This window comes from Erwinia sp. Leaf53 (assembly GCF_001422605.1).
Lineage (GTDB): Bacteria > Pseudomonadota > Gammaproteobacteria > Enterobacterales > Enterobacteriaceae > Erwinia.
Map to the genome: position 1 here is coordinate 153,968 of NZ_LMLK01000022.1, position 19,449 is coordinate 173,416.

Sequence of the window (19,449 nt, forward strand, 5' to 3'; positions counted from 1 at the left end):
GGAAGTGATAACTCTCAGAAGGCCCGTAAATCCGCGACGTTGCCGCTGGTTCAGATGGCGGGATGTGGTTATCGTCGGAGATAAATCGGCCCCGTCGGGTGACGGGGCCGGGGTTTTAAGGTTGTTCAATCCACACCGTCTGCGGATTGGTAAACTCACGCAGGCCAAAATGCGACAGCTCGCGGCCAAAGCCGCTGTTTTTTACTCCGCCGATCGGCACGCGTGGGTCGGAGAAGCTCGGGCTGTTGATAAACATGCCGCCGGTCTCCACGCGCGACGCCAGCTGCTGCGCTTTCTCCAGATCGCGGCTCCACAGGCTGCCGCCCAGGCCAAATTCGGAGTCGTTAGCCAGCTCAATGGCGTGATCGGCATCTTTTGCCACCACCAGCGAGGCGACCGGGCCAAACAGCTCCTGCTTAAAGCTGGTCATCGCCGGCGTGACGTTAGCCAGCACCGTTGGCGCATACCAGTTACCCACGCCCGGCAGCGGCTTGCCGCCCAGCAGCAGTTCAGCGCCTTCGCGCAGGGTCGCCTGTACCTGACCGTCCAGCTCATCGCGCAGATCGTAACGCGCCATCGGGCCGATCCAGACGCCGCTTTCACGCGGGTCGCCAATTTTCATTGCCTCAACCGCGCTGACAAACTTGTCGCGGAAGGTGTCATACACCGATTCCTCCACGATAATGCGCTTGGCGGCGATACAGATCTGGCCGCTGTTCTGGAAGCGCCCGGTGATGGCGCCTTTTACCGCAGCATCAATGTCCGCATCCGCCAGCACGATAAAGGCGTCCGAACCGCCCAGCTCCAGCACGCATTTTTTGATGGCGGCACCGGCCAGCGCGGCAATCGCCGAACCGGCGCGCACGCTGCCGGTGACGGTGACCGCTTTGATGCGCGGGTCGCGGATCGCCTGCGCCACCCCGTCGTTACCGGCGTTGATCACCGCAAACAGCCCGACCGGCACGCCGGCATCCTGCAGCACCTGCTGCAGCAGCAGCGCACAGCCGATAACGTTAGGGGCCGGCTTCAGCAGGTAGCTGTTGCCTCCGAGTAGGATCGGCACCGCGCCGCGCAGTACCTGCCAGATCGGGAAGTTCCACGGCATCACCGACAGCACCGGGCCCAGCGGCAGGTAGTCAACAAAGGCTTTGTTACCTTCCACCAGCGTCGGTTCGCGCGCGATATACGCCGGGCCGTGCTCGGCGTACCAGTCGCACAGCTTCGCGCTCTTCTCCACTTCGGCCAGCCCCTGGTCGATCGGCTTGCCCATCTCGGCGGTCATCATCTCCGCCAGCGGCCGGGCGTGCTGACGGATCGCCCCGGCCATGGTGCGCAGCAGCTGCGCGCGATCGGCTACCGGACGGCTGCGCCAGGCCTTAAAGGCAGCATCCGTCTGCGCCAGCGCGGCGTCCACGTCGGCCTGGCTGGCAAACGGATAGCGCGCCAGCTCTTCACCGGTTGCGGGGTTACGGGATACGGCGACGGTTGTCTGGGTCATGATTGGCACCTTTTATCAGAGTTGACTGTGAAGTATGGCAGCCAGCGCCAGCTTCGAATGGACTTATCATAGGCTTGCGATACCTTCATGAAAAATGAATAATTAAGAAAATAACCGTACTAAAAAGAGAAAGATGATGGATCTGACCCAGCTGGAGGTATTTCGCACCGTGGCCGAAGAGGGCAGCATTACCGCCGCCGCCGGGAAGCTGCACCGCGTGCCGTCGAACGTCTCCACCCGCCTGCGCCAGCTGGAAGAGGAGCTGGGCTGCGAACTGTTTCGCCGCGAGAAGCTGCGGCTGCATATAACCGACAGCGGCCGCACGCTGCTCGACTACGCAAGGCGGCTGCAGGCGCTCGCGGACGAGGCGCGCGCCTGCGTCTCCGGCCAGCAGCCGGGCGGCATTTTTACGCTGGGGTCGATTGAGAGCACCGCCGCCGTGCGCCTGCCGCCGCTGATTTCGCGCTATCATCAGCGCTGGCCGCAGGTAGAGCTGGACCTGACCACCGGCCCGTCCGGGGCGATGATTGACGGCGTGCTGAGCGGCCGCTACAGCGCCGCCTTTGTTGACGGCCCGCCCAGGCATCCGCAGCTTGAGGGGGTGGCGGTGTTTGCCGAAGAGCTGGTGCTGATCTCGGCGCTCCATCACCCGCCGGTGCCGGACGCCGCCAGCATCTCCGGCGCGACTGTCTACGCCTTTCGCGCCAACTGCTCCTATCGACGGCGCTTTGAGAACTGGTTTGCCCGCGACGGCGCGGTGCCGGGTAAAATTTTTGAGATGGAGTCCTATCACGGCATCGTCGCCTGCGTCAGCGCCGGTGCCGGGCTGGCGCTGGTGCCGGCCAGCATGCTGGCGAGCATGCCGGGGCGCGACAGCGTGCGCGCCTGGCCACTGGCTGACGGTCAGGGTGCCGCCGAAATCTGGCTGGTGTGGCTGAAGGGCAGCAGATCGGCTAACCGTCAGGCGATGATCGGGACGTTCGCGCCGCTGCCTCAGTCAGACTGATATGCGGCATCCTGCAGGGAGGGAGATAACGCAGTCAGTCACCTTGTGACTGAAGCAGCCTGCACAACGCCAGCCGGGCAGGCTTAGTTTCGCTACAGGTTCAGTAACGCATCATCACCGATTTCAGCCGGGTGTAGTCGTTGATAAAGGCGCTGCCAAACTCGCGGCCGTTGCCGGAGCCTTTGATGCCGCCAAACGGCAGCGCCGGGTCGAGGAAGGTGTGCATGTTGATCCACACGGTGCCGGCCTGAATGCGTTCGCTGTAGCGCAGCGCTTTGCTGAGATCGTGGGTCCAGACGCTGGCCGAGAGTCCGTAAGGGGAGTCGTTGATCCACTGCAGGGCCTGCTCCTCCTGCTGCCAGGCGAGGAAGGCTCCGACCGGTCCAAAGGTTTCCTGCTGCATAATGGCGGAATCCGCGCTGCGGGCGGCGATCGCCGCCGGCAGCAGATAATAACCCTCCCCTGCCGGGCGGGTACCGCCGCAGATCAGCCGGTCGCCGTCCCGCTGCGCGGCGGCAATTAACCCCTGCACCTTTTCCAGATGCGGCGCGTTGGCCAGCGGGCCGAGCGGGCAGTCATCATCCAGCGGCGAAGCCGGCGTGAACGTCGCGAGGCGCTGGCTGAGCAGCTGCAGCACCGCGTCGATCTTGCCGGCAGGCAGGTAGAAACGCTCGGCGCTGGCGCAAATTTGCCCCTGATTGACGTAACCGGCCTCAAGAATACCGGCCACCATCTCTTCGACGCTCAGATCGTCAAGGAACAGCGCGGCATTTTTCCCGCCCAGCTCCAGCGTCACCGGAATGCCGCGCGCGCTGCAGGCGTTGCCCACCGAGCGACCGGTGGTCATCGAGCCGGTAAAACTGACCTTCGCACAGGCGGGATGGTTGACCAGCAGCGGGCCGAGGGTTTTACCGTCGCCGTTGATGACGTTAAGAATACCCGGGGGAAAGCCGACCTCCTGTGCCAGTTCCGCCACCCGCAGCAGGGTCAGCGGGGTAAACTCGCTGGGCTTCAGCACCACGGTGTTACCGCAGATCAGCGCGGCTGCACACTTCCATAGCGCAATCATGATCGAAAAATTCCACGGCAGAATACCCACCACCACGCCCAGCGGTTCGCGCACGGTGAAGGCGCGGTACTTTTCTCCGGCGAAGGAGGGGATCGACACGTCCAGCGTTTCGCCACTGATTTTTCCCGCCCAGCCGGCAAAATAACGCAGGAACGCCACCGACTGATCCAACTCCAGCCCGCGCGACAGGGCAATGGTTTTGCCGGTGCAGACGGTTTCCAACTGCGCCAGCTCTTCACGATGGGCCCCCAGCGCCGCGGCCAGCTTCAGCAGCAGGTTGCCACGCACCAGCGTCGGCGTGGCGGCCCATTCGCCGTTAAAGGCCGCCTGCGCGGCGGCCATCGCCGCGGCAACCTCTGCCGCCCCGCCGTCGTGCACCTCTGCAATGCGCCGGGCGCTGGCCGGATCGATCACCGGCCGCCGTGTACCGCTGCCGCTGCTGCATTGCCCGTTAATAAAATGGCCGTGTTCGCGCCGCAGGAAATCGCTAACCGCCGTGAGAAGTGTTGTGCTGCCCATGCCGCCTCCGTTGAATTCAGACTGGTCAGGTCATCTCAGCACCGGACGGTGGTGAAAAAAATCCCCCATACGGATGAACGGCACAAAAGATCAGTCGATCAGCAGGTTCTGTAACGGCAGCATCGCCAGCGTTATCGCCGCGTTTAGCCGCTCCCGGCTGGCTCCGTCGCGCGCCTGTACCGACAGTCCATGCAGCACGGTAGCGTAATACTCCCCCAGCGGCGGCACGGCCGCTTCCGCCCGCAACTGCCCGTCCGCCTGCGCCTGCTGCAGCCGGGCGACGATTTCAGCAGTGCGCTCTTTACGCTGCTGCGCCAGCCACGTCGCCAGCGGCTGGTTCTCCTCGCTCAGCCCGCCCGCCGCCGAGACCACCATGCAGCCGGCCGGGGGATCGCTGACGGTGTAAAGTAACACCGCCTGCTCCAGCATCTGGCGCACGGCACTGAGGATCTGCGGATGCTGCAACGCGCGCGTGGCAAATCCCCCTTCGTGCTGCTCGTAGTGGCCGATCGCCTCACGGTAGAGCTGCTCTTTTGAACCAAAGGCCTTATAGATGCGCGCCGAGGCAATGCCCAGCGCGGCCACCAGATCGGCCAGCGACGTTCCCTCATAGCCGTGACGCCAGAACAGATCTCTGGCGGTGATTAACGCCTGCTCACGGTCAAATTCTCTTGGTCTGCCCGCCATCATGGCTCCATCGTTGGGTGCTGGTTGCCGGTTATTATGCTAATTATTCAGCCTGTTAGCACCTTAATCCGCTAATAAATACGCCGCGGGATGAGCGAATTGTGCGGCACACGGCCAACAGCCGTTGCCCAGGACGCTGATTTTACCCTATTGTTTGTCAATCAACAAACAATAGGAGTTCAGTATGCAAACCATTAAGGGTCCAAGCCTGCACCTTGCTCAGTACAGCGACGACGCGTTTCCGTTTAACAGTCTGGCGGCGGTGGCCGCATGGGCGCAGGAGAACGGCTTCCGGGCGCTGCAGATCCCGGCCTGGGACCGGCGTTTTATCGATATTAATCTGGCGGCGGAAAGTCAGTCGTACTGCGATGAAATCCGCCAGATGCTGGCACGGCATCAGCTGCAAATCAGCGAACTGACCAGCCATATCTTCGGCCAGCTGATGGCGGTACATCCGGCCTATGATGCGCTGTGCGACAGTTTCGCCCCGCCGCATCTGCAGGGTAATCCCATCGCCCGCCAGCAGTGGGCGGCCGGTCAGATGCTGGCGGCGGTAAAGGCGTCGGCGCGCTTCGGGCTGACCGAACTTGGCACCTTCTCCGGTTCGCTGGCCTGGCCCTATATCTTCCCGTTCCCGCAGCGCCCCGCCGGGCTGGTAGAGACCGCGTTTGACGAACTGGCCCACCGCTGGCTGCCGATCCTTGACGCCTGCGACGCGCACAACGTCAATCTGTGCTTTGAGATCCATCCCGGTGAAGATCTGCACGATGGCATCAGCTTTGAGATGTTCCTGCAGCGCACCGGCCACCATCCGCGCTGCCGGATGCTGTTTGATCCCAGCCACTTTGTGCTGCAGCAGCTGGATTACCTCGCTTTCCTGCAGATCTACGAACCCTATATCCGCATGTTTCACGTCAAGGACGCTGAGTTTACGCCCACCGGCCGTCAGGGGATGTACGGCGGCTATCAGTCATGGGCCGATCGTGCGGGGCGTTTCCGCTCCACAGGTGATGGCCAGGTCGATTTTAAGCGCATCTTCTCTCTGCTGACGCAACAGGGTTATCAGGGCTGGGCCACGCTGGAGTGGGAATGCTGCCTGAAGAATAAGCTGGACGGTGCGCGTGAGGGGGCGGCCTTTATCCGCGAGCATATTATCAACGTCGCCGATACGGTGTTTGATGACTTTGCCGCTGCGCCGCTTGCGGCAGATGAACTGCGCGCGCTGATGGGGATCGCCTTATGAAACACACATTCTCACTGACCCAGACCGACCTGTTGCCTGACGACTGGCAGCATCGCTACCTGACGGTGTCCGGCCGCAGGCTGCATCTGGTCACCGCCGGAGAAGGGCCGCCGGTGCTGCTGCTGCCGGGCTGGCCGCAGACCTGGTACACCTGGCGACACGTGATGCAGACCCTGGCCACCGCCGGTTATCAGGCGATCGCGGTTGATCCGCCAGGCTGCGGTGAGTCTGACGCACCGGCGGCGGGTTATGACACCGGCGCGATTGCCACCATCCTGCACCAGGCGATGCGGCAGCTGGGACATCAACGCTTTCAGCTGGTCGGCCACGATATTGGTATGTGGGTGGGCTATGCGCTGGCAGCCGATTTTCCGCAGGCGGTGGAACGGCTGGTACTCACCGAAGCGGTGATCCCAGGCCTGGCCCCACCGCCACCGGTGTTCGTCGCGCCGGAAGAGAATATCTTCCTCTGGCACTTTATGTTCAACCAGCTCGACGCGCTGCCGGAAGTCCTGACCCTCGGGCGCGAACGGCAGTATCTGAGCTTTATCTTTGACCGCTGGTCATGGCGGCGAAGTGCGGTGGCGGCGGAAGTTTATATCAATGCTTACCGTGCGCCGGGCCGCCTGCAGGCAGGTTTTAACTACTACCGGGCGATACCCGAAACGGTGCGGCAGAACAGGCGGCGGGGGCAGATCCCGCTGACCATGCCGGTACTGGCGATCGGTTCCCGGCACGCCACCGCCGATGCCCCTTACCAGACGCTTCAGCCGTTGGCACCCGACCTGCAGCACGCCATCGTCGAGGACTGTGGCCACTTTATTACCGAAGAGAGCCCACAGGCATTCGGCGAGCTGCTGCTGCCGTTTCTGCAGAAAGGAGCAGGTTATGCCGCTTGATCCCGCCATCACCGCCTGGCTGGCGGCACAACCGGCCCCGTCAGCTCCGCTAACGCTGGCCGAACTCCGCCGGGCGACCGATGCCGGGCTGATTCAGCAGCAGGGGGAAGATCGGGATGCGGCCTGGCAACAGCAGCTGGCTCTGCCCGCCGCCGACGGCACGCCCCTGAGGGTCAGGATCTACGTGCCTTATGCCCGGCAGGGGGAGAGCAATCTTCCGGCGCTGGTCTGGGCGCACGGCGGCGGCTGGTCTCTGGGCAGCCTGGAGGCGTGGAACCGCCCATGCCGCCAGCTGGCAGAATCCACCGGCCGCGTGGTGCTGGCGGTGGATTACCGGCTGGCCCCCGAGCACCCTTATCCGCTGCCGCTGGAGGACTTTTACGCGGCGCTGTGCGGTATTCATCAGCAGGCTGCGGTGCTGCGCCTGGATGCCGCTCAGATTGCGGTGGGCGGTGACAGCGCCGGTGGCAATCTGGCGGCGGCGGCCTGCCTGCTGGCCCGCGAGCGCGGCGGGCCGGATATCGCCCACCAACTGCTGCTGTGGCCGGCGCTGGATGCGACGATGAGCAGCGCATCTTATCAGCAGTTTGCCACCGGCTATGGCTTAACGGCTGAGATGATGCAGGCCTGCTGGCAGTACTATGCCGGTAATGATGCCGTCAGGCATGCGGGTCACAATACATTGGACAACACCGGATACTTCCCCACGGGTCAGAACGGTGCGCGGACGTCGTCACCGCAGCCACTGTTTTCCCCGCTGGCCACTGCCGATCTGCGCGGGCTGCCGCCGGCAACGATTCTGAGCTGCGAATACGATCCGCTGCGTGATGAGGCAGAGGCGTATGCCGCCAGACTGACGGAGGCGGGCGTCAGAGTGCGCGTTGAGCGGCTGGCCGGGCAGATCCATGGGGCAATGCATATGACTGCCGTCACTGAACAGGCGGAAAAGTGCTATCAGCGGGCGGCATTTTTCTGAGGCAACGGCTTTACTGGCAGGCCGTTAAAAAAAAACGCCTGATGAAAAATCATCAGGCGTTCTAACGGTTAACGACACGCCGCCTTTAACGGAAAGGAGCAGGTCTTCTCTGGCCCGGCCGTTCTGCTGCGTGCAGTATTAACGGTCGCTAATGGCAATCCCGTTCGCTTCATTCAGCCCCCACAGGGAGGCGGTGCGTAAAGTTGCCTGACGGGGTTGTGGTTTTCCCGTCAGTTGCCCGTCCAGTGACACCAGCGTGGTGCTGCCGGTGACGTTAGACACCACCGCAGAAACCGGTGGAAGTGCCCCCGCAGAAGATGCAGCCAGGCTGGCACCGGACAGGGTGCTCAGGATGACGGCAACAAGGGCTAAAGATGTGCTTTTCATAGTTCCCCCTGATGCACCATCACATTTTGCTGTTACTGGTAAATAACCGCAGTGCCGTGCAGTTTGTTATTGCCGGATGCTGAGGTGATACGGAATGATTTTGCACCGGCCTGCTCTGCTTTTGCTGCCAGACGCGCTTCAAGAGAAGTCAGGTTAGAGGCGCCGCTGGCGGATACCACGCCGATTTCCTGCTGCTGTTCAGGCGCGCTGCTGACCTGATCGGCGGCAAAACCGGCGAAAGAAACAGTAGTCAGGGCGATGGCGGCCAGGGTCATTTTGATGGTTTTCATGATTTTATCTCGCTTTGATTCGTTGATTTAAGGTTGCCGTCGTTATTTATTAACGATCGATAGGAAAATGATAAGCAGTGCGTGGCAACCCGTCAACACCATTTTATTAACGATCGATAACTTAATGGTTAAGATACTGAATTTACGTTGAATAAAGTTAGAATTTTTTGTTCTTACTGCTGTGAAAATCTGCGAGCAATGTCACTCGACAGGCGCATATAATATTTTTATACTGATTGATAACTTAATCTTTTGTGCGCTAATGCGAAGTGAGGAGTAATGACGATGACTGAGCAGGACGCCGTAACACGTAAAGGCCGTGGCCGGCCAAAAACCTTCGACCGCGAGGCGGCGCTGGATAAAGCGCTGGAGCTGTTCTGGCGGCACGGCTATGAAGCCACCTCGCTGGCCGATCTGGTCGCCGCCACCGGTGCCAAAGCGCCGACGCTGTATGCGGAATTTACCAATAAAGAGGGGATGTTTCGCGCCGCCGTCGATCGCTACACGGATAAATTTGCCAGCCAGAGCGAGGCGCAGCTGGTCTGCCCGGAGAGCTGCGTAGCCGGGGGAATCGAGAACTATTTTCGCACCACCGCCGCCTGCTTTACCGACGGTGAAAAGCCTGGCGGCTGCTTTTTGATCTGCACCTCCACCGGCCTGTCGGCCGACTCAACCGAGGTGGCGGAGATGCTGCGTAAAAAGCATCAGGGCCAGGAGGCACAGCTGCTGGCGTTTCTGCAGGGCCGTCAGGCGGCAGGCGAGCTGGATCCGCAGACCCACGTGCAGCAGCTGGCAAGTTATCTTGGCTGCCTGCTGCAGGGCATGTCGGTGCGCGCGCGCGAAGGGGCTTCCCGCGCGGAGCTGGATGGGCTCATCGATACCTTAATGCTGCAGTGGCCGCTGCTGAGCCGGCTGGGCTGCGACGCATCAGGCACCGAAACTGACTGAATCTCCGGGCGTGTACGTTACGCCCGGTTTTTTTACCGCGGGTAGATCGCCTGCAGGCCGATTATGCCCGGGCAGCCAGGTCTGATGGCATGACCCTCAGCTGCGCTTTGCGCGTTCCGCCTGCACCTGCTGCGCGATACGGTCGCCTATCGTCCGATCGATTGCGCGCCAGTAATCAAAGGCGCGCGACAGCACCGGTTCTTCAACGCCGTTCAGCAGATGACCGCTGACGTTATTCACCAGCCGCTGACGGGCGGCGTCATCCATCACCTGATTAATCAGCGTATTAGCCTGACCTACGTCATCGTCATCGCGGCGCAGCGTGTAGGCCTGGCGCACCATCTCGCCGCTGGCCGGCCAGGCAGAATCGGTAGGATAACGCACGCCGTCGGCGGCCGGGCCGCCTTTAGAGTTCGGCGCATAGACCGGATCGCTGACCGGGTTAATCCGCATCGCACCGTCCTTGCTGTAGCTGTTGACCGGCGAGTGCGGCGCGTTGACCGGGATCTGCTTGTAGTTGACGCCCAGCCGTGCCCGGTGCGCATCGGCATAGGCAAAGATACGGCCAATCAGCATCTTGTCCGGGCTGAGGCCGATACCGGGGACCAGATTGTTCGGCTCAAACGCCGCCTGCTCGATCTGCGCGTGGTTATCCGTTGGATTACGATCCAGCGTCAGCCTGCCCACGCGAATTAACGGATAGTCAGCGTGCGGCCACACTTTGGTCAGATCGAACGGGTTAAAACGGTAGTGTTCCGCTTCGGCAAACGGCATCACCTGCATATACAGCGTCCAGCTGGGGTGCTCACCGCGCTTAATCGCTTCAAACAGATCGCGCGTATGGTAATCACCGTCCTGGCCGGCCAGCTGGTCAGCCTGCTCCTGCGCCAGGAACTCAACGCCCTGATCGGTTTTGAAGTGATACTTGACCCAGAACTTTTCCCCGGCGGCGTTAACCCACAGGTAGGTGTGGCTGGAGTAGCCGTTCATATGCCGCCAGCTTGACGGAATGCCGCGATCCCCCATCAGCCAGGTTACCTGATGGGATGACTCCGGCGACAGCGTCCAGAAGTCCCACTGCATATCGTTGTCGCGCAGGTTGTTATCGGCGCGGCGCTTCTGCGAACGGATAAAGTGCTGGAACTTCATCGGATCGCGGATAAAGAACACCGGCGTATTGTTACCCACCATGTCGTAATTGCCTTCCTCGGTATAAAACTTGATGGCAAAGCCGCGCGGGTCGCGCCAGGTATCAGGGCTGCCGCGCTCTCCCGCCACGGTGGAGAAACGCATTACCACGTCCGTTTTTACGCCCGGCTGAAACAGCGCCGCTCTGGTGTAGCGGCTGACGTCATCCGTTACCTGGAAATGGCCGAAAGCGCCGCTGCCTTTGGCGTGGGGCTGGCGTTCAGGAATGCGCTCGCGGTTGAAGTTGGCCATCTGTTCGATCAGGTAGTGATCGTGCAGCATAATCGGGCCATCAGGGCCGACAGTCAGCGAATGTTCATCGCTGGCGACCGGTATGCCAGCGTCGGTGGTGGTGGGTTTGCGGGGATCGTGGCTCATCGTTGTCTCCTGACGAATTGAAGAATCAACGGTTAAAGGTAGTTCAAACACCCACTTTTGGTGGGTGATTAGTGTACAAGCCGTTAAATAAGGCTGCCGGGCGGTGCAATCCGAGGTGGCATCACCACAAAACCATTCACCGCACGCTGCTGATACCACTGCGTCATGCGTTCCGCCAGTGAATCAGCCGTAGATAAAGCCGGAACCGGCGATCCATCGTCAGCCCGCGTAGCAGACTGTGGTTTCAGGGAACAGCGCCAGATGCATCGTCATAACGTTATCCTTTTGCAGGCTGATTGCTGACGGTAAGGTCACGCTCAAACCACTTTTCTGAAATCTTCTTCAGCGTGCCGTCGGCGCGCAGCTGTTCGATCGCCACGTCGACTTTTTTACGCAGCGCTTCACCGCGTTGATCCTTGCGGAACGGCAGCGCCACGGTTTTCTCACCGAAGGTTTCCCCCACCACCTTCAGCGGCAGGTTGCGGTGTTTAATCCGGCCCAGCAGCAGCACTTCACCGGAAACATAGGCGTCAACCTTGCCCTGCGCCACGCTGTTAATCACCACGTCAGAACCGTCAAAGGTCACCAGCCTGATTTTGTTTTCCGGATCAAATTCTTTCAGTACGTTGGCATAGTTGGAGCCGAGATCGGCGGCCACGGTCTTACCGGCCAGGTCTTTCAGCCCGTGCACGGTGGTATTGTTGACGCTCACCGCCAGCGCGGCGGCGGAGTAGTAATAAGGCACGCTGAAGTCATACTTCTCGCGGCGCTGCGGGGTATCAGCAAAGTTACCCACCGTATCCACCTTGCCGGTTTCCAGTGAGCCGAGCACCCCCACCCAGTCCGAGGTGACCCACTCAATTTTGTAGTGGATTTTGTCCGCCACTGCCATCAGGATTTCGGCGCTGAAGCCCTTCACCTGTTTGCCTTCCACAAAGTAGTGCGGATAGCCATCCGGCGTGGCGCCGACCCGCAGCACCGGCTGCTCCGCCGCGGAGTCAGCGGCCTTGTCGCAGCCGCTCAGCACGGCCAGCGCGCCGGCCAGCAGCGCAATTTTATAGCCTTTCATAACGTGATTTCCCGATGAGTCAGACGAGGTAAGGTTTGCCAACGGCCCGTTCCAGCCGACGCTGCAGCGCGCTGAGCACGATGGTCAGCGCCCAGTAGATCAGGCCGACGGCAAAATAGGCTTCAAAGTACTTCAGTGATTCGGTGGCAATCAGCTTGCCGCCGGCCAGCAGTTCGCTGACGCCGAGGGTGAAGGCCAGCGAGGAGTTCTTGATCAGTCCAATCCAGATATTACCGGCCGCCGGCAGCGCGTTGCGCCCGGCCTGCGGCAGCACGATGCGCCGCGAGGCCTGGAACCCGCTCAGCCCGGACGCCAGCGAGGCTTCCCACTGGCCTTTATCCACCGAGTCGATGGCGGCGCGAAACACCTCGGCCAGATAGGCGGCGCTGTTCAGGCTCAGCCCGATAATCACCGCCCAGGTGGCGTTCAGGCTGTTCATCGCCGGAAACAGCTGCGGCAGGCCGAAGTAGATGATCAGCAGCTGCACCAGCACCGGCGTGCCGCGAAAGAAGGAGATATAAACCTGAGCGAAGACGGCCAGCGGCCGCGCGCCCCGCAGCAGCACCGCCAGGCCGATGCCCAGCAGCGTGGCCAGCACGATGGAGAACAGCGCGATATACAGGGTGACCGGCAGGTACGTCAGCAGCTGGGGGATCAGCGCCAGCATATAGTTCACATCAAAATTCATCAGCAAAACTCCCTTTTACCGGCTCAGGCAAACTCATGAAGAAAACGGTGCGCGCGGTGGTGCGCGCCGGCGTCAAACAGCTGGTCAGGGGCACCCTGTTCGATGATACGGCCCTGATCCATAAAGAAAATTCGCTGGGAGATGTCACGGGCGAAGCGCATTTCGTGGGTGACGATCAGCATGGTCAGCGCACGCTCCGCCAGGCTGGCGATCAGGTTAAGCACGTCGCGACGCAGTTCCGGGTCAAGTGAGGAGGTCGGTTCATCCAGCAGCAGCGCGGCCGGCTCCAGGCTCAGCGCACGGGCAATGCCCACCCGCTGCTGCTGCCCGCCGGAAAGGGTGACCGGATAGGCGTCGGCCTTATGCGCCAGCCCCACCTGGTCCAGCAGCTCCCTGCCCCTTGCTTCAGCATCACCGCGTGAAAAACCACGGCCGTAGATCAGCACTTCAGTGATATTTTCCAGCGCGGTTTTATTGCGGAACAGGTTGTAGTGCTGAAACACCATCGCGCTCTGGCGACGAAATTCTGCGGTGCCGCGGCGCGTTAAGCGCCCGGCGTCGATCTGCTTATCGCCGATCTGCAGCTGGCCGCTATCCGGTTTCACCAGCAGGTTGAGGCTGCGCAACAGGGTCGATTTACCGGAACCGGACGGGCCGATAATGGAGACAACTTCGCCCCGCTTCACGCTGAAGTTAATGTCGTTAAGCGCCTGGTAATCTTTGAATTTTTTATTTAAACCGCTAACGCTGATCATTGAGTTTTCCGCCCTTTTCACATGAAATTCAGTGTAACGCGGGCAAAAAAACAGGACGAATGATTAAAAAATATATGGTTAACCGGGAGATGGGTTAAGGCGAGAGGTCAGCGGACAGGACCCACGGTGCGCCGCAGTCAAAAGAGCAGGCAGGGAAATTCAGGGCGAAAAAAAACCCGACCTGGTAAGACGGGTTTGATTTCTGTTCCTGCTGTGGGTGGTGACCACGTCAGAAACTGTGCCACAGGCAATTTCAGCAAGAGGGTGATATTTTAGTCCTGAACCTGGTGCTGTCAATCTGTAAACCTCATCGAAGTGATGAAGCATGCTAATTGTCACGTGGGTAATTATCGCTATGATGTGCTGGCTGAGAAATGTAAGTCATGGCATTCAATCGGGTGGCAAAGCGTCAGGCGCTCAGATTTTCCCGTTCGGCAACAGGTGGTGCTGTCCGTTCTGCCTCCACCCCGTTGAGTGCCACAGACAATTTCAGCAAGATACGCGTCGTGAGGGAGACCCAAAGGCATAAGCGACGTGTGGCACTCTCCGCGTGATGGAGAACGCCCAAGTGATTAATCTGGCAACCATCCTGGTAACGTTGCAGATCGTTTACGTTACCCTGCAGATTATCGTTGCAGTCAGGCAACTGACCGGAAGCCCGTAAGAGCCAAAGGGACTTGAAACAAGGCGGGGGCGACCACCCCTGCCTTTTTTCGTGGAGTGTGGGAAATTCAGGGGGCGAAAAAAAACCGACCCGGTAAGACGGGTTTAATTTCGGGTCCTGTTATGGGTGGTGACCACTTCAGGCGTTGTGCTACGGGTATCTTCTTGCAAAAGTAAGCCTACCCCCGCCATCGATTGTGTCAACAGGTTATCAGTTGTTAACCGGGATCACCGCACCTTTGTACTTGGTGCGGATCCACTCCTGAATAGCTTTCGAGTGCAGCACGTCGACCAGCGCCTTGATGTCCGGCTTGTTCTCGTCGCCGCGGTGTACGGTGATGATGTTGGCGTACGGGTTGTTTTCACCGCTTTCGACGGCGATGGGATCTTTCACCGGGTTCAGGCCGGCGTCGATGGCGTAGTTGGCGTTGATCACCACCGCGTCGCCTTCGTCGTTGTTATACATCTGCGGCAGCAGCGCGCCTTCCACGTTCGCCAGGAACTTCAGCTTTTTCGGGTTTTCCACCACGTCGCTGATGCGCGCGTCAACCTTGCTGACGCCCGGCTTCAGCTTGATGACGCCGGCTTTCTCAAAGATCGACAGGATACGCCCCTCTTCGGCTACCGCGTCACGCATAATGATTTTGCCGTTCTGCGGCAGATCCTGCAGCGATTTGTACTTTTTAGAGTAGATGCCAATCGGCTCGATATGGATCGCACCGGCGCTGACGAAGTCATAGGTTTTGTCGCCCGCGTGATCTTTCAGCACGCTGTTCAGGTACGGGATGTGCTGGAAGTAGTTGGCATCGATATCACGGCTGGCCAGCGCGGTGTTCGGCAGGATGTAGTCCTGGAACGGTTTGATCTCCAGGTCAATGCCCTGCTTCGCCAGAATCGGTTTAGCCTGCTCCAGAATCTCCGCGTGCGGTACGTTAGAGGCGCCCACGGTCAGCGTGTCTGCCCATGCGCTCAGGCTCAGGGCTCCCAGGGTGGCCGCAGCCAGCAGCGTCAGTGTTTTTTTCATGTTTTAAGTTCCTAAAAGTTAACGTTTATCGAGCCGTGTAGTCAGTACATCACCTAAAAACTGGATAATAAACACGATCACCAGAATCATCACCGTTGCCACCAGCGTCACGTCCCCGTGGTTGCGCTGGAAGCCCTCAAGGTAGGCCAGGTTGCCGAGGCCGCCGGCACCGATCACCCCGGCCATCGCGCTGTAGCTGACCAGCGCAATTAGGGTGACGGTAATCCCGGAGACCAGCGCCGGCGAGGACTCCGGCAGCAATACGCGGAAAATCAGCGTGCTCAGGCGTGCCCCCATCGAACGCGAGGCCTCAATCACCCCTTTATCGACTTCGCGCAGGCCGATCTCCACCAGCCGGGCGTAAAACGGTGCCGCCCCGACGATCAGCGCCGGCAGCGCGGCGTCCGCACCGAGAATGGTGCCGATCAGCGCCTTGGTAAACGGGATCAGCAGCACGATCAGGATGATGAACGGAATCGAGCGGAACACGTTGACCAGCAGCGAAATCGTCGAGTAAATGGCCCGGTTCTGAAACAGGCCGCCGCGGGCGGTCAGGAACAGCGCCAGCCCGAGCAGAATACCGAGCACAAAGGTCGCCACGCCGGACAGCGCGGTCATATACAGAGTTTCAAGCGTGGCGTTCCACAGCTGGTCGAGCTTCAGGTGGGGAAACAGGGACTCAGACATGGCTTACCACCTCGACAGAAATTTCGTGAGCGTGCAGATCCGTAAGGATGCTCTCCAGCTGGGGACCGCTGGCCGGGACCTGCAGCCACAGCTCACCGAAGGTGCCGTTGCTGGTCTGGGTCATTTTGCCGTGCAGGATGTTGAACGGCAGCGCATATTTCAGCGTCAGTTCACCGACAACCGGCTCACGGGTGCTCTGGCCGACAAAGGTCAGCTTCAGCACGCTGCCCACCTCTGCATCCACCAGCGCCGGGTTAAACGGCGTGTCAGCATTGCTGTATTCGGTAGTCTGGCGAACGAACTGACGGGTAATCGGCTGCTGCGGATGGGTAAATACCGACAGCACTTCACCCTCTTCCACGATTCGCCCGGCTTCCATTACCGCCACGCGGTGGCAGATTTTGCGCACCACGTGCATCTCGTGGGTGATCAGCACGATGGTCAGCTTCAGCTGACGGTTAATATCTGACAGCAGGTCAAGAATGGCATCTGTGGTTTGTGGATCCAGCGCGGAGGTTGCCTCATCGCACAGCAGCACGTCCGGGCTGTTGGCCAGCGCGCGGGCGATACCGACGCGCTGTTTTTGTCCGCCGGAAAGCTGAGCGGGATAAGCCTGCTCTTTGCCGCTCAGACCAACCAGCTGGACCAGTTCAGCAACCCGGCGCTGGATGACCGCTTTTGGCGCACCGGCGATTTGCAGCGAAAAAGCGATATTCTCGCTGACGGTACGCGACCACAGCAGGTTAAAGTGCTGAAACACCATGCTGATCTTCAGCCGCGCCTGGCGCAGCGCTTCGCCGCGCGCCCGGGCAATATCCTGCCCGGCGATGATCACGCTACCGGCGGTGGGTTTTTCCAGGCCATTCAGCAGGCGGATCAGCGTACTTTTACCCGCACCGCTGTAGCCAATAATGCCGTAAATCTGCCCCTGTTCCACACGCAGGCTGACGTCGTCTACGGCGGCGATCGGGCCGCTTCGGGCGTCGAATGTTTTGGATACGTGACGTAATTCAATCATCTGAGCTCTGTTTTTCTGCCGTAAATCAGCAAAATATGCTGATTAATTAATCTGATTATCGGTCGGGAATTATCGATAGCATTAATTGCTAAGCGATAGTAAGCAGCGGTGAAATAGTTGGAAACGACTGAAATGCTATGGCTTATAACGAAATGACATATCAAGGGCGCGGAGCGGATGAACAACAGGCTTTCTGCCGACGTTTACTGACGTCAGCCGCCTGTTCCGGCCTGTGCCGGGATGAGGACCAGGATAGACACTGCTCAGCCCACGCCCACGCCCCAGTCAGAGTCAGAGTCAGAGTCAGAGTCAGAGTCAGAGTCAGAGTCAGAGTCAGAGTCAGAGTCAGAGTCAGAGTCAGAGTCAGAGTCAGAGTCAGAGCAGGTTAGCCCCCCCCTCAGGTACGCTGCAAGCAGAACACCGTGGGGAAAAGGGGAAGCCAACGTCGGGATCATTAGTGCCTGCGGGGGCCTCCCGCCTGCCGCCGTTTTACAGGCTGTTCACCGCCCGGGCGAAGAAGTCCCGCGCGCCGAAGTTGCCGGACTTCAGCGCCAGCGCCAGCGGCCGGCTGCCGCCGGAGACCAGCGCAGGCACGCCGGTGTCGATCTCCCGGCCGATGGTCAGCGCACCCAGATCCAGCGCGCTGACTACCGCGCCAGAGGTTTCGCCGCCGCCGACCACCAGCCGCCTGACGCCCGCCGCCACCAGCTGACGGGCGGTCTGGCCGAACAGGTCGTCCAGCGCGGCGGCAATACGTTCGCGGCCATACTCTTTCTGCAGCCGTTCGACGGTTTGCGGATCGCCGGACGAGTACACCAGCGGTGCCTCTCCCTGATGCATAAGAATAAATTCCACCAGCTGCTGCGGCCCGGTTGTGCCGTTCAGCACCGATTCCACCTCAATCATCAGCACCGGATGCTGCTTCTGATGCTCGTCGATTTGCCCGCGGGTTGCGCCGGAACAGCTGCCGACGAGGATCGCTTCAGCGCCGCCGAGGGGCGTAATGCCCGCCTGCCGGCCGTGCGCCCTGCCCTGAGCGATAAAGTTGTGCGGCAGCGCCAGCGCGATGCCCGAGCCGCCGGTCACCAGCGGTGCCCCCCGGCAGGCGCGGCCCAGGGTGGTCAGGTCGTGATTGCTGATGGCGTCCACCACCACCAGCGTTCGTTCTGCCTGCCCCTGCTGTGACAACGCCTCGCGCAGCGCCTCGCTGCCCTGCGCCACCTTGTGCCAGCCCAGGTGCGTTACCTTAAGCGAGGTCTGCCGCTGCAGCACCCGCCGCAGATCGGCATCGGTCATCGGCGTCAGCGGATGATGCTGCATGCCGGACTCATTCAGCGGCCGGTCATACACAAACAGGTGCCCCTGATAAACCGTCCGTCCCATCGCCGGAAAGGCCGGGCAGACCACCACGCTCCGCGCGTCAAGCTGCGCGGCCAGCGCCTCGGTCACCGGGCCGATATTGCCTTCGTCGGTTGAGTCAAAGGTGGAGCAGTACTTAAAGACGATCTGTTCACACCCCTGCGCCTGCAGCCAGCGACAGGCGGCCAGCGACTGCGCCACGGCCTCGGCGGCCGTGAGCGAACGGCTCTTCAGTGCGATAACCCCCGCCTCAACCCCCGCTGCGGCCGGGGTGGACGGCACGCCCAGATACTGAACGGTGTGCAGCCCGCCCTCACCCTCCAGCCCTTTTGACAGGGTGACAGCGATATCGCTGGCCCCGGTAAAATCGTCTGCAATCACGCCAATTAACATCATTTCTCCTCGCCACAGTGGTTAACAGTGGCCTTAATCAGGCTGACGGCGGCGTGTGGCGCGGTCAGCACCGGGATGCTGACCCGGCTGCGTACCGCCTCAGCCGCATTAGAGGTTGAAAAGTGCGCCAGCATGATCACGTCGCAGTGCGCCAGTTCGTGCGCCCGATCGGCCACCAGCCGGTTATGGCTCTCACGGTCACCTTTGCGCAGCAGATCGATGGCGTCCGCCACCAGCACCGTGGTCAGCCGTGCCTCACTGCCTGCCTGCGCCACAAACTCCTCAAATTCGGCGGTCATTGTCTCCACCGCCGGGCCGAAGGTGGCCAGCATGCCGATATTTTTGCCGCTGTTCAGCGCTTCGCGGAACATCGCCTCGTTGGGTTTAAGCACCGGGATCGGCAGTTCAGCGGCAAGCCGGTCAATGGCCGGGCCGAACGCCGAGCAGGTGACCAGGATAGCCGCCGCCTGCATATCGTGGGCGTATTCGCCCAGTCGGACAAAGCGGTCGGTGAGTTCAGCGGTCAGCCCGGGGGTTTTCGCACGGTCAATCGTCAGGCCGTCGTCCAGCAGGTTAACCAGTTCCGCTTCCGGCCACAGATCGGTAAAGGCACTGTGGATCGGTGCCATCGCCACCGGCGTGGCGTGCAGTAAAACAATTCGTGAAGTCATGTCAGTTTCCGTTCAGTCGGGTTCAGCATAATGT

The 19,449-nt window shown here is 60.7% G+C and carries 19 protein-coding genes; 5 read left to right on the top strand and 14 right to left on the bottom strand.

Annotated elements, in window-relative coordinates:
* Positions 1 to 115 precede the first annotated feature (115 nt).
* Positions 116 to 1,498: an aldehyde dehydrogenase family protein gene (locus tag ASF13_RS14490; RefSeq protein ID WP_056237507.1), complete on the bottom strand. Its 1,383-nt coding sequence runs from the start codon at positions 1,496 to 1,498 to the stop codon at positions 116 to 118.
* 136 nt (positions 1,499 to 1,634) lie between these two features.
* Here ASF13_RS14490 and ASF13_RS14495 point away from each other — a divergent pair, with 136 nt between their 5' ends.
* Positions 1,635 to 2,504 carry a LysR family transcriptional regulator gene (locus ASF13_RS14495; RefSeq protein WP_056238395.1) on the top strand — a complete coding sequence of 290 codons (870 nt, stop codon included), beginning with the start codon at positions 1,635 to 1,637 and terminating at the stop codon, positions 2,502 to 2,504.
* 100 nt (positions 2,505 to 2,604) lie between these two features.
* On the opposite strand, the gene ASF13_RS14500 is transcribed toward ASF13_RS14495, so the two are convergent.
* Positions 2,605 to 4,092, bottom strand: a complete 1,488-nt coding sequence (locus ASF13_RS14500; RefSeq protein WP_056237510.1) for an aldehyde dehydrogenase family protein — start codon at positions 4,090 to 4,092, stop codon at positions 2,605 to 2,607.
* A gap of 90 nt (positions 4,093 to 4,182) precedes the next feature.
* Positions 4,183 to 4,779 (bottom strand): TetR/AcrR family transcriptional regulator, encoded by a 597-nt coding sequence (locus ASF13_RS14505; RefSeq protein WP_056237513.1) that lies wholly within the window; start codon positions 4,777 to 4,779, stop codon positions 4,183 to 4,185.
* A gap of 184 nt (positions 4,780 to 4,963) precedes the next feature.
* On the opposite strand from ASF13_RS14505, the gene ASF13_RS14510 reads away from it, so the two are divergent.
* Genes ASF13_RS14510 through ASF13_RS14520 form a run of 3 tightly spaced genes read left to right on the top strand, consistent with a single transcriptional unit; the run spans position 4,964 to position 7,897 of the window.
* The gene (locus ASF13_RS14510) at positions 4,964 to 6,022 is read left to right on the top strand and encodes a sugar phosphate isomerase/epimerase (protein WP_056237514.1); all 1,059 of its coding nucleotides are present in this window, start codon (positions 4,964 to 4,966) and stop codon (positions 6,020 to 6,022) included.
* A complete protein-coding gene (locus ASF13_RS14515; RefSeq protein WP_056237517.1) occupies positions 6,019 to 6,921 on the top strand; it encodes an alpha/beta fold hydrolase in 903 nt (300 codons plus the stop codon). Before ASF13_RS14510 ends, ASF13_RS14515 begins: the two co-directional genes overlap by 4 nt.
* The gene (locus ASF13_RS14520) at positions 6,911 to 7,897 is read left to right on the top strand and encodes an alpha/beta hydrolase (protein WP_056237520.1); all 987 of its coding nucleotides are present in this window, start codon (positions 6,911 to 6,913) and stop codon (positions 7,895 to 7,897) included. The genes ASF13_RS14515 and ASF13_RS14520 overlap by 11 nt, the downstream gene beginning before the upstream one ends.
* A 138-nt stretch (positions 7,898 to 8,035) precedes the next feature.
* Here the strand turns inward: ASF13_RS14520 and ASF13_RS14525 are convergent, their stop codons facing one another.
* Positions 8,036 to 8,284, bottom strand: coding sequence for a hypothetical protein (locus ASF13_RS14525; RefSeq protein WP_056237523.1), 249 nt, complete (start codon positions 8,282 to 8,284; stop codon positions 8,036 to 8,038).
* A gap of 32 nt (positions 8,285 to 8,316) precedes the next feature.
* On the bottom strand, positions 8,317 to 8,574 hold the full coding sequence (locus tag ASF13_RS14530; RefSeq protein ID WP_056237527.1) for a YdgH/BhsA/McbA-like domain containing protein: 258 nt from the start codon (positions 8,572 to 8,574) through the stop codon (positions 8,317 to 8,319).
* A gap of 285 nt (positions 8,575 to 8,859) precedes the next feature.
* Here ASF13_RS14530 and ASF13_RS14535 point away from each other — a divergent pair, with 285 nt between their 5' ends.
* Entirely contained in the window at positions 8,860 to 9,522 is a 663-nt protein-coding gene (locus ASF13_RS14535; protein ID WP_056237530.1) for a TetR/AcrR family transcriptional regulator, read from the top strand.
* A gap of 96 nt (positions 9,523 to 9,618) precedes the next feature.
* On the opposite strand, the gene ASF13_RS14540 is transcribed toward ASF13_RS14535, so the two are convergent.
* From ASF13_RS14540 to ASF13_RS14580, 9 genes are all read right to left on the bottom strand, one after another.
* Positions 9,619 to 11,088 carry a catalase gene (locus ASF13_RS14540; protein WP_056237532.1) on the bottom strand — a complete coding sequence of 490 codons (1,470 nt, stop codon included), beginning with the start codon at positions 11,086 to 11,088 and terminating at the stop codon, positions 9,619 to 9,621.
* A 277-nt stretch (positions 11,089 to 11,365) separates the two neighbouring features.
* Positions 11,366 to 12,157, bottom strand: coding sequence for a transporter substrate-binding domain-containing protein (locus ASF13_RS14545; RefSeq protein ID WP_056237536.1), 792 nt, complete (start codon positions 12,155 to 12,157; stop codon positions 11,366 to 11,368).
* 19 nt (positions 12,158 to 12,176) lie between these two features.
* Positions 12,177 to 12,845 carry an amino acid ABC transporter permease gene (locus ASF13_RS14550; protein WP_056237538.1) on the bottom strand — a complete coding sequence of 223 codons (669 nt, stop codon included), beginning with the start codon at positions 12,843 to 12,845 and terminating at the stop codon, positions 12,177 to 12,179.
* 23 nt (positions 12,846 to 12,868) lie between these two features.
* Positions 12,869 to 13,600, bottom strand: coding sequence for an amino acid ABC transporter ATP-binding protein (locus tag ASF13_RS14555; RefSeq protein ID WP_056237540.1), 732 nt, complete (start codon positions 13,598 to 13,600; stop codon positions 12,869 to 12,871).
* 874 nt (positions 13,601 to 14,474) lie between these two features.
* Positions 14,475 to 15,287: a MetQ/NlpA family ABC transporter substrate-binding protein gene (locus ASF13_RS14560; RefSeq protein WP_056237542.1), complete on the bottom strand. Its 813-nt coding sequence runs from the start codon at positions 15,285 to 15,287 to the stop codon at positions 14,475 to 14,477.
* A gap of 18 nt (positions 15,288 to 15,305) precedes the next feature.
* Positions 15,306 to 15,974, bottom strand: coding sequence for a methionine ABC transporter permease (locus tag ASF13_RS14565; RefSeq protein WP_056237545.1), 669 nt, complete (start codon positions 15,972 to 15,974; stop codon positions 15,306 to 15,308).
* Positions 15,967 to 16,992: a methionine ABC transporter ATP-binding protein gene (locus tag ASF13_RS14570; protein WP_056237547.1), complete on the bottom strand. Its 1,026-nt coding sequence runs from the start codon at positions 16,990 to 16,992 to the stop codon at positions 15,967 to 15,969. Before ASF13_RS14570 ends, ASF13_RS14565 begins: the two co-directional genes overlap by 8 nt.
* A gap of 489 nt (positions 16,993 to 17,481) precedes the next feature.
* On the bottom strand, positions 17,482 to 18,747 hold the full coding sequence (gene otnK, locus ASF13_RS14575) for a 3-oxo-tetronate kinase (RefSeq protein WP_369814381.1): 1,266 nt from the start codon (positions 18,745 to 18,747) through the stop codon (positions 17,482 to 17,484).
* Positions 18,744 to 19,415, bottom strand: a complete 672-nt coding sequence (locus ASF13_RS14580; RefSeq protein WP_056237554.1) for an aspartate/glutamate racemase family protein — start codon at positions 19,413 to 19,415, stop codon at positions 18,744 to 18,746. Before ASF13_RS14580 ends, otnK begins: the two co-directional genes overlap by 4 nt.
* Positions 19,416 to 19,449 lie beyond the last annotated feature (34 nt).

Coding starts and splice junctions, on each gene's coding strand:
- ASF13_RS14550 (WP_056237538.1), bottom strand. CDS start 12,845: ATGAATTTTGATGTGAACTATATGCTGGCGCTGATCCCCCAGCTGCTG.
- ASF13_RS14535 (WP_056237530.1), top strand. CDS start 8,860: ATGACTGAGCAGGACGCCGTAACACGTAAAGGCCGTGGCCGGCCAAAA.
- ASF13_RS14510 (WP_056237514.1), top strand. CDS start 4,964: ATGCAAACCATTAAGGGTCCAAGCCTGCACCTTGCTCAGTACAGCGAC.
- ASF13_RS14555 (WP_056237540.1), bottom strand. CDS start 13,600: ATGATCAGCGTTAGCGGTTTAAATAAAAAATTCAAAGATTACCAGGCG.
- ASF13_RS14560 (WP_056237542.1), bottom strand. CDS start 15,287: ATGAAAAAAACACTGACGCTGCTGGCTGCGGCCACCCTGGGAGCCCTG.
- ASF13_RS14570 (WP_056237547.1), bottom strand. CDS start 16,992: ATGATTGAATTACGTCACGTATCCAAAACATTCGACGCCCGAAGCGGC.
- ASF13_RS14490 (WP_056237507.1), bottom strand. CDS start 1,498: ATGACCCAGACAACCGTCGCCGTATCCCGTAACCCCGCAACCGGTGAA.
- ASF13_RS14505 (WP_056237513.1), bottom strand. CDS start 4,779: ATGGCGGGCAGACCAAGAGAATTTGACCGTGAGCAGGCGTTAATCACC.
- ASF13_RS14530 (WP_056237527.1), bottom strand. CDS start 8,574: ATGAAAACCATCAAAATGACCCTGGCCGCCATCGCCCTGACTACTGTT.
- ASF13_RS14525 (WP_056237523.1), bottom strand. CDS start 8,284: ATGAAAAGCACATCTTTAGCCCTTGTTGCCGTCATCCTGAGCACCCTG.
- ASF13_RS14520 (WP_056237520.1), top strand. CDS start 6,911: ATGCCGCTTGATCCCGCCATCACCGCCTGGCTGGCGGCACAACCGGCC.
- ASF13_RS14545 (WP_056237536.1), bottom strand. CDS start 12,157: ATGAAAGGCTATAAAATTGCGCTGCTGGCCGGCGCGCTGGCCGTGCTG.
- otnK (WP_369814381.1), bottom strand. CDS start 18,747: ATGATGTTAATTGGCGTGATTGCAGACGATTTTACCGGGGCCAGCGAT.
- ASF13_RS14565 (WP_056237545.1), bottom strand. CDS start 15,974: ATGTCTGAGTCCCTGTTTCCCCACCTGAAGCTCGACCAGCTGTGGAAC.
- ASF13_RS14500 (WP_056237510.1), bottom strand. CDS start 4,092: ATGGGCAGCACAACACTTCTCACGGCGGTTAGCGATTTCCTGCGGCGC.
- ASF13_RS14495 (WP_056238395.1), top strand. CDS start 1,635: ATGGATCTGACCCAGCTGGAGGTATTTCGCACCGTGGCCGAAGAGGGC.
- ASF13_RS14515 (WP_056237517.1), top strand. CDS start 6,019: ATGAAACACACATTCTCACTGACCCAGACCGACCTGTTGCCTGACGAC.
- ASF13_RS14580 (WP_056237554.1), bottom strand. CDS start 19,415: ATGACTTCACGAATTGTTTTACTGCACGCCACGCCGGTGGCGATGGCA.
- ASF13_RS14540 (WP_056237532.1), bottom strand. CDS start 11,088: ATGAGCCACGATCCCCGCAAACCCACCACCACCGACGCTGGCATACCG.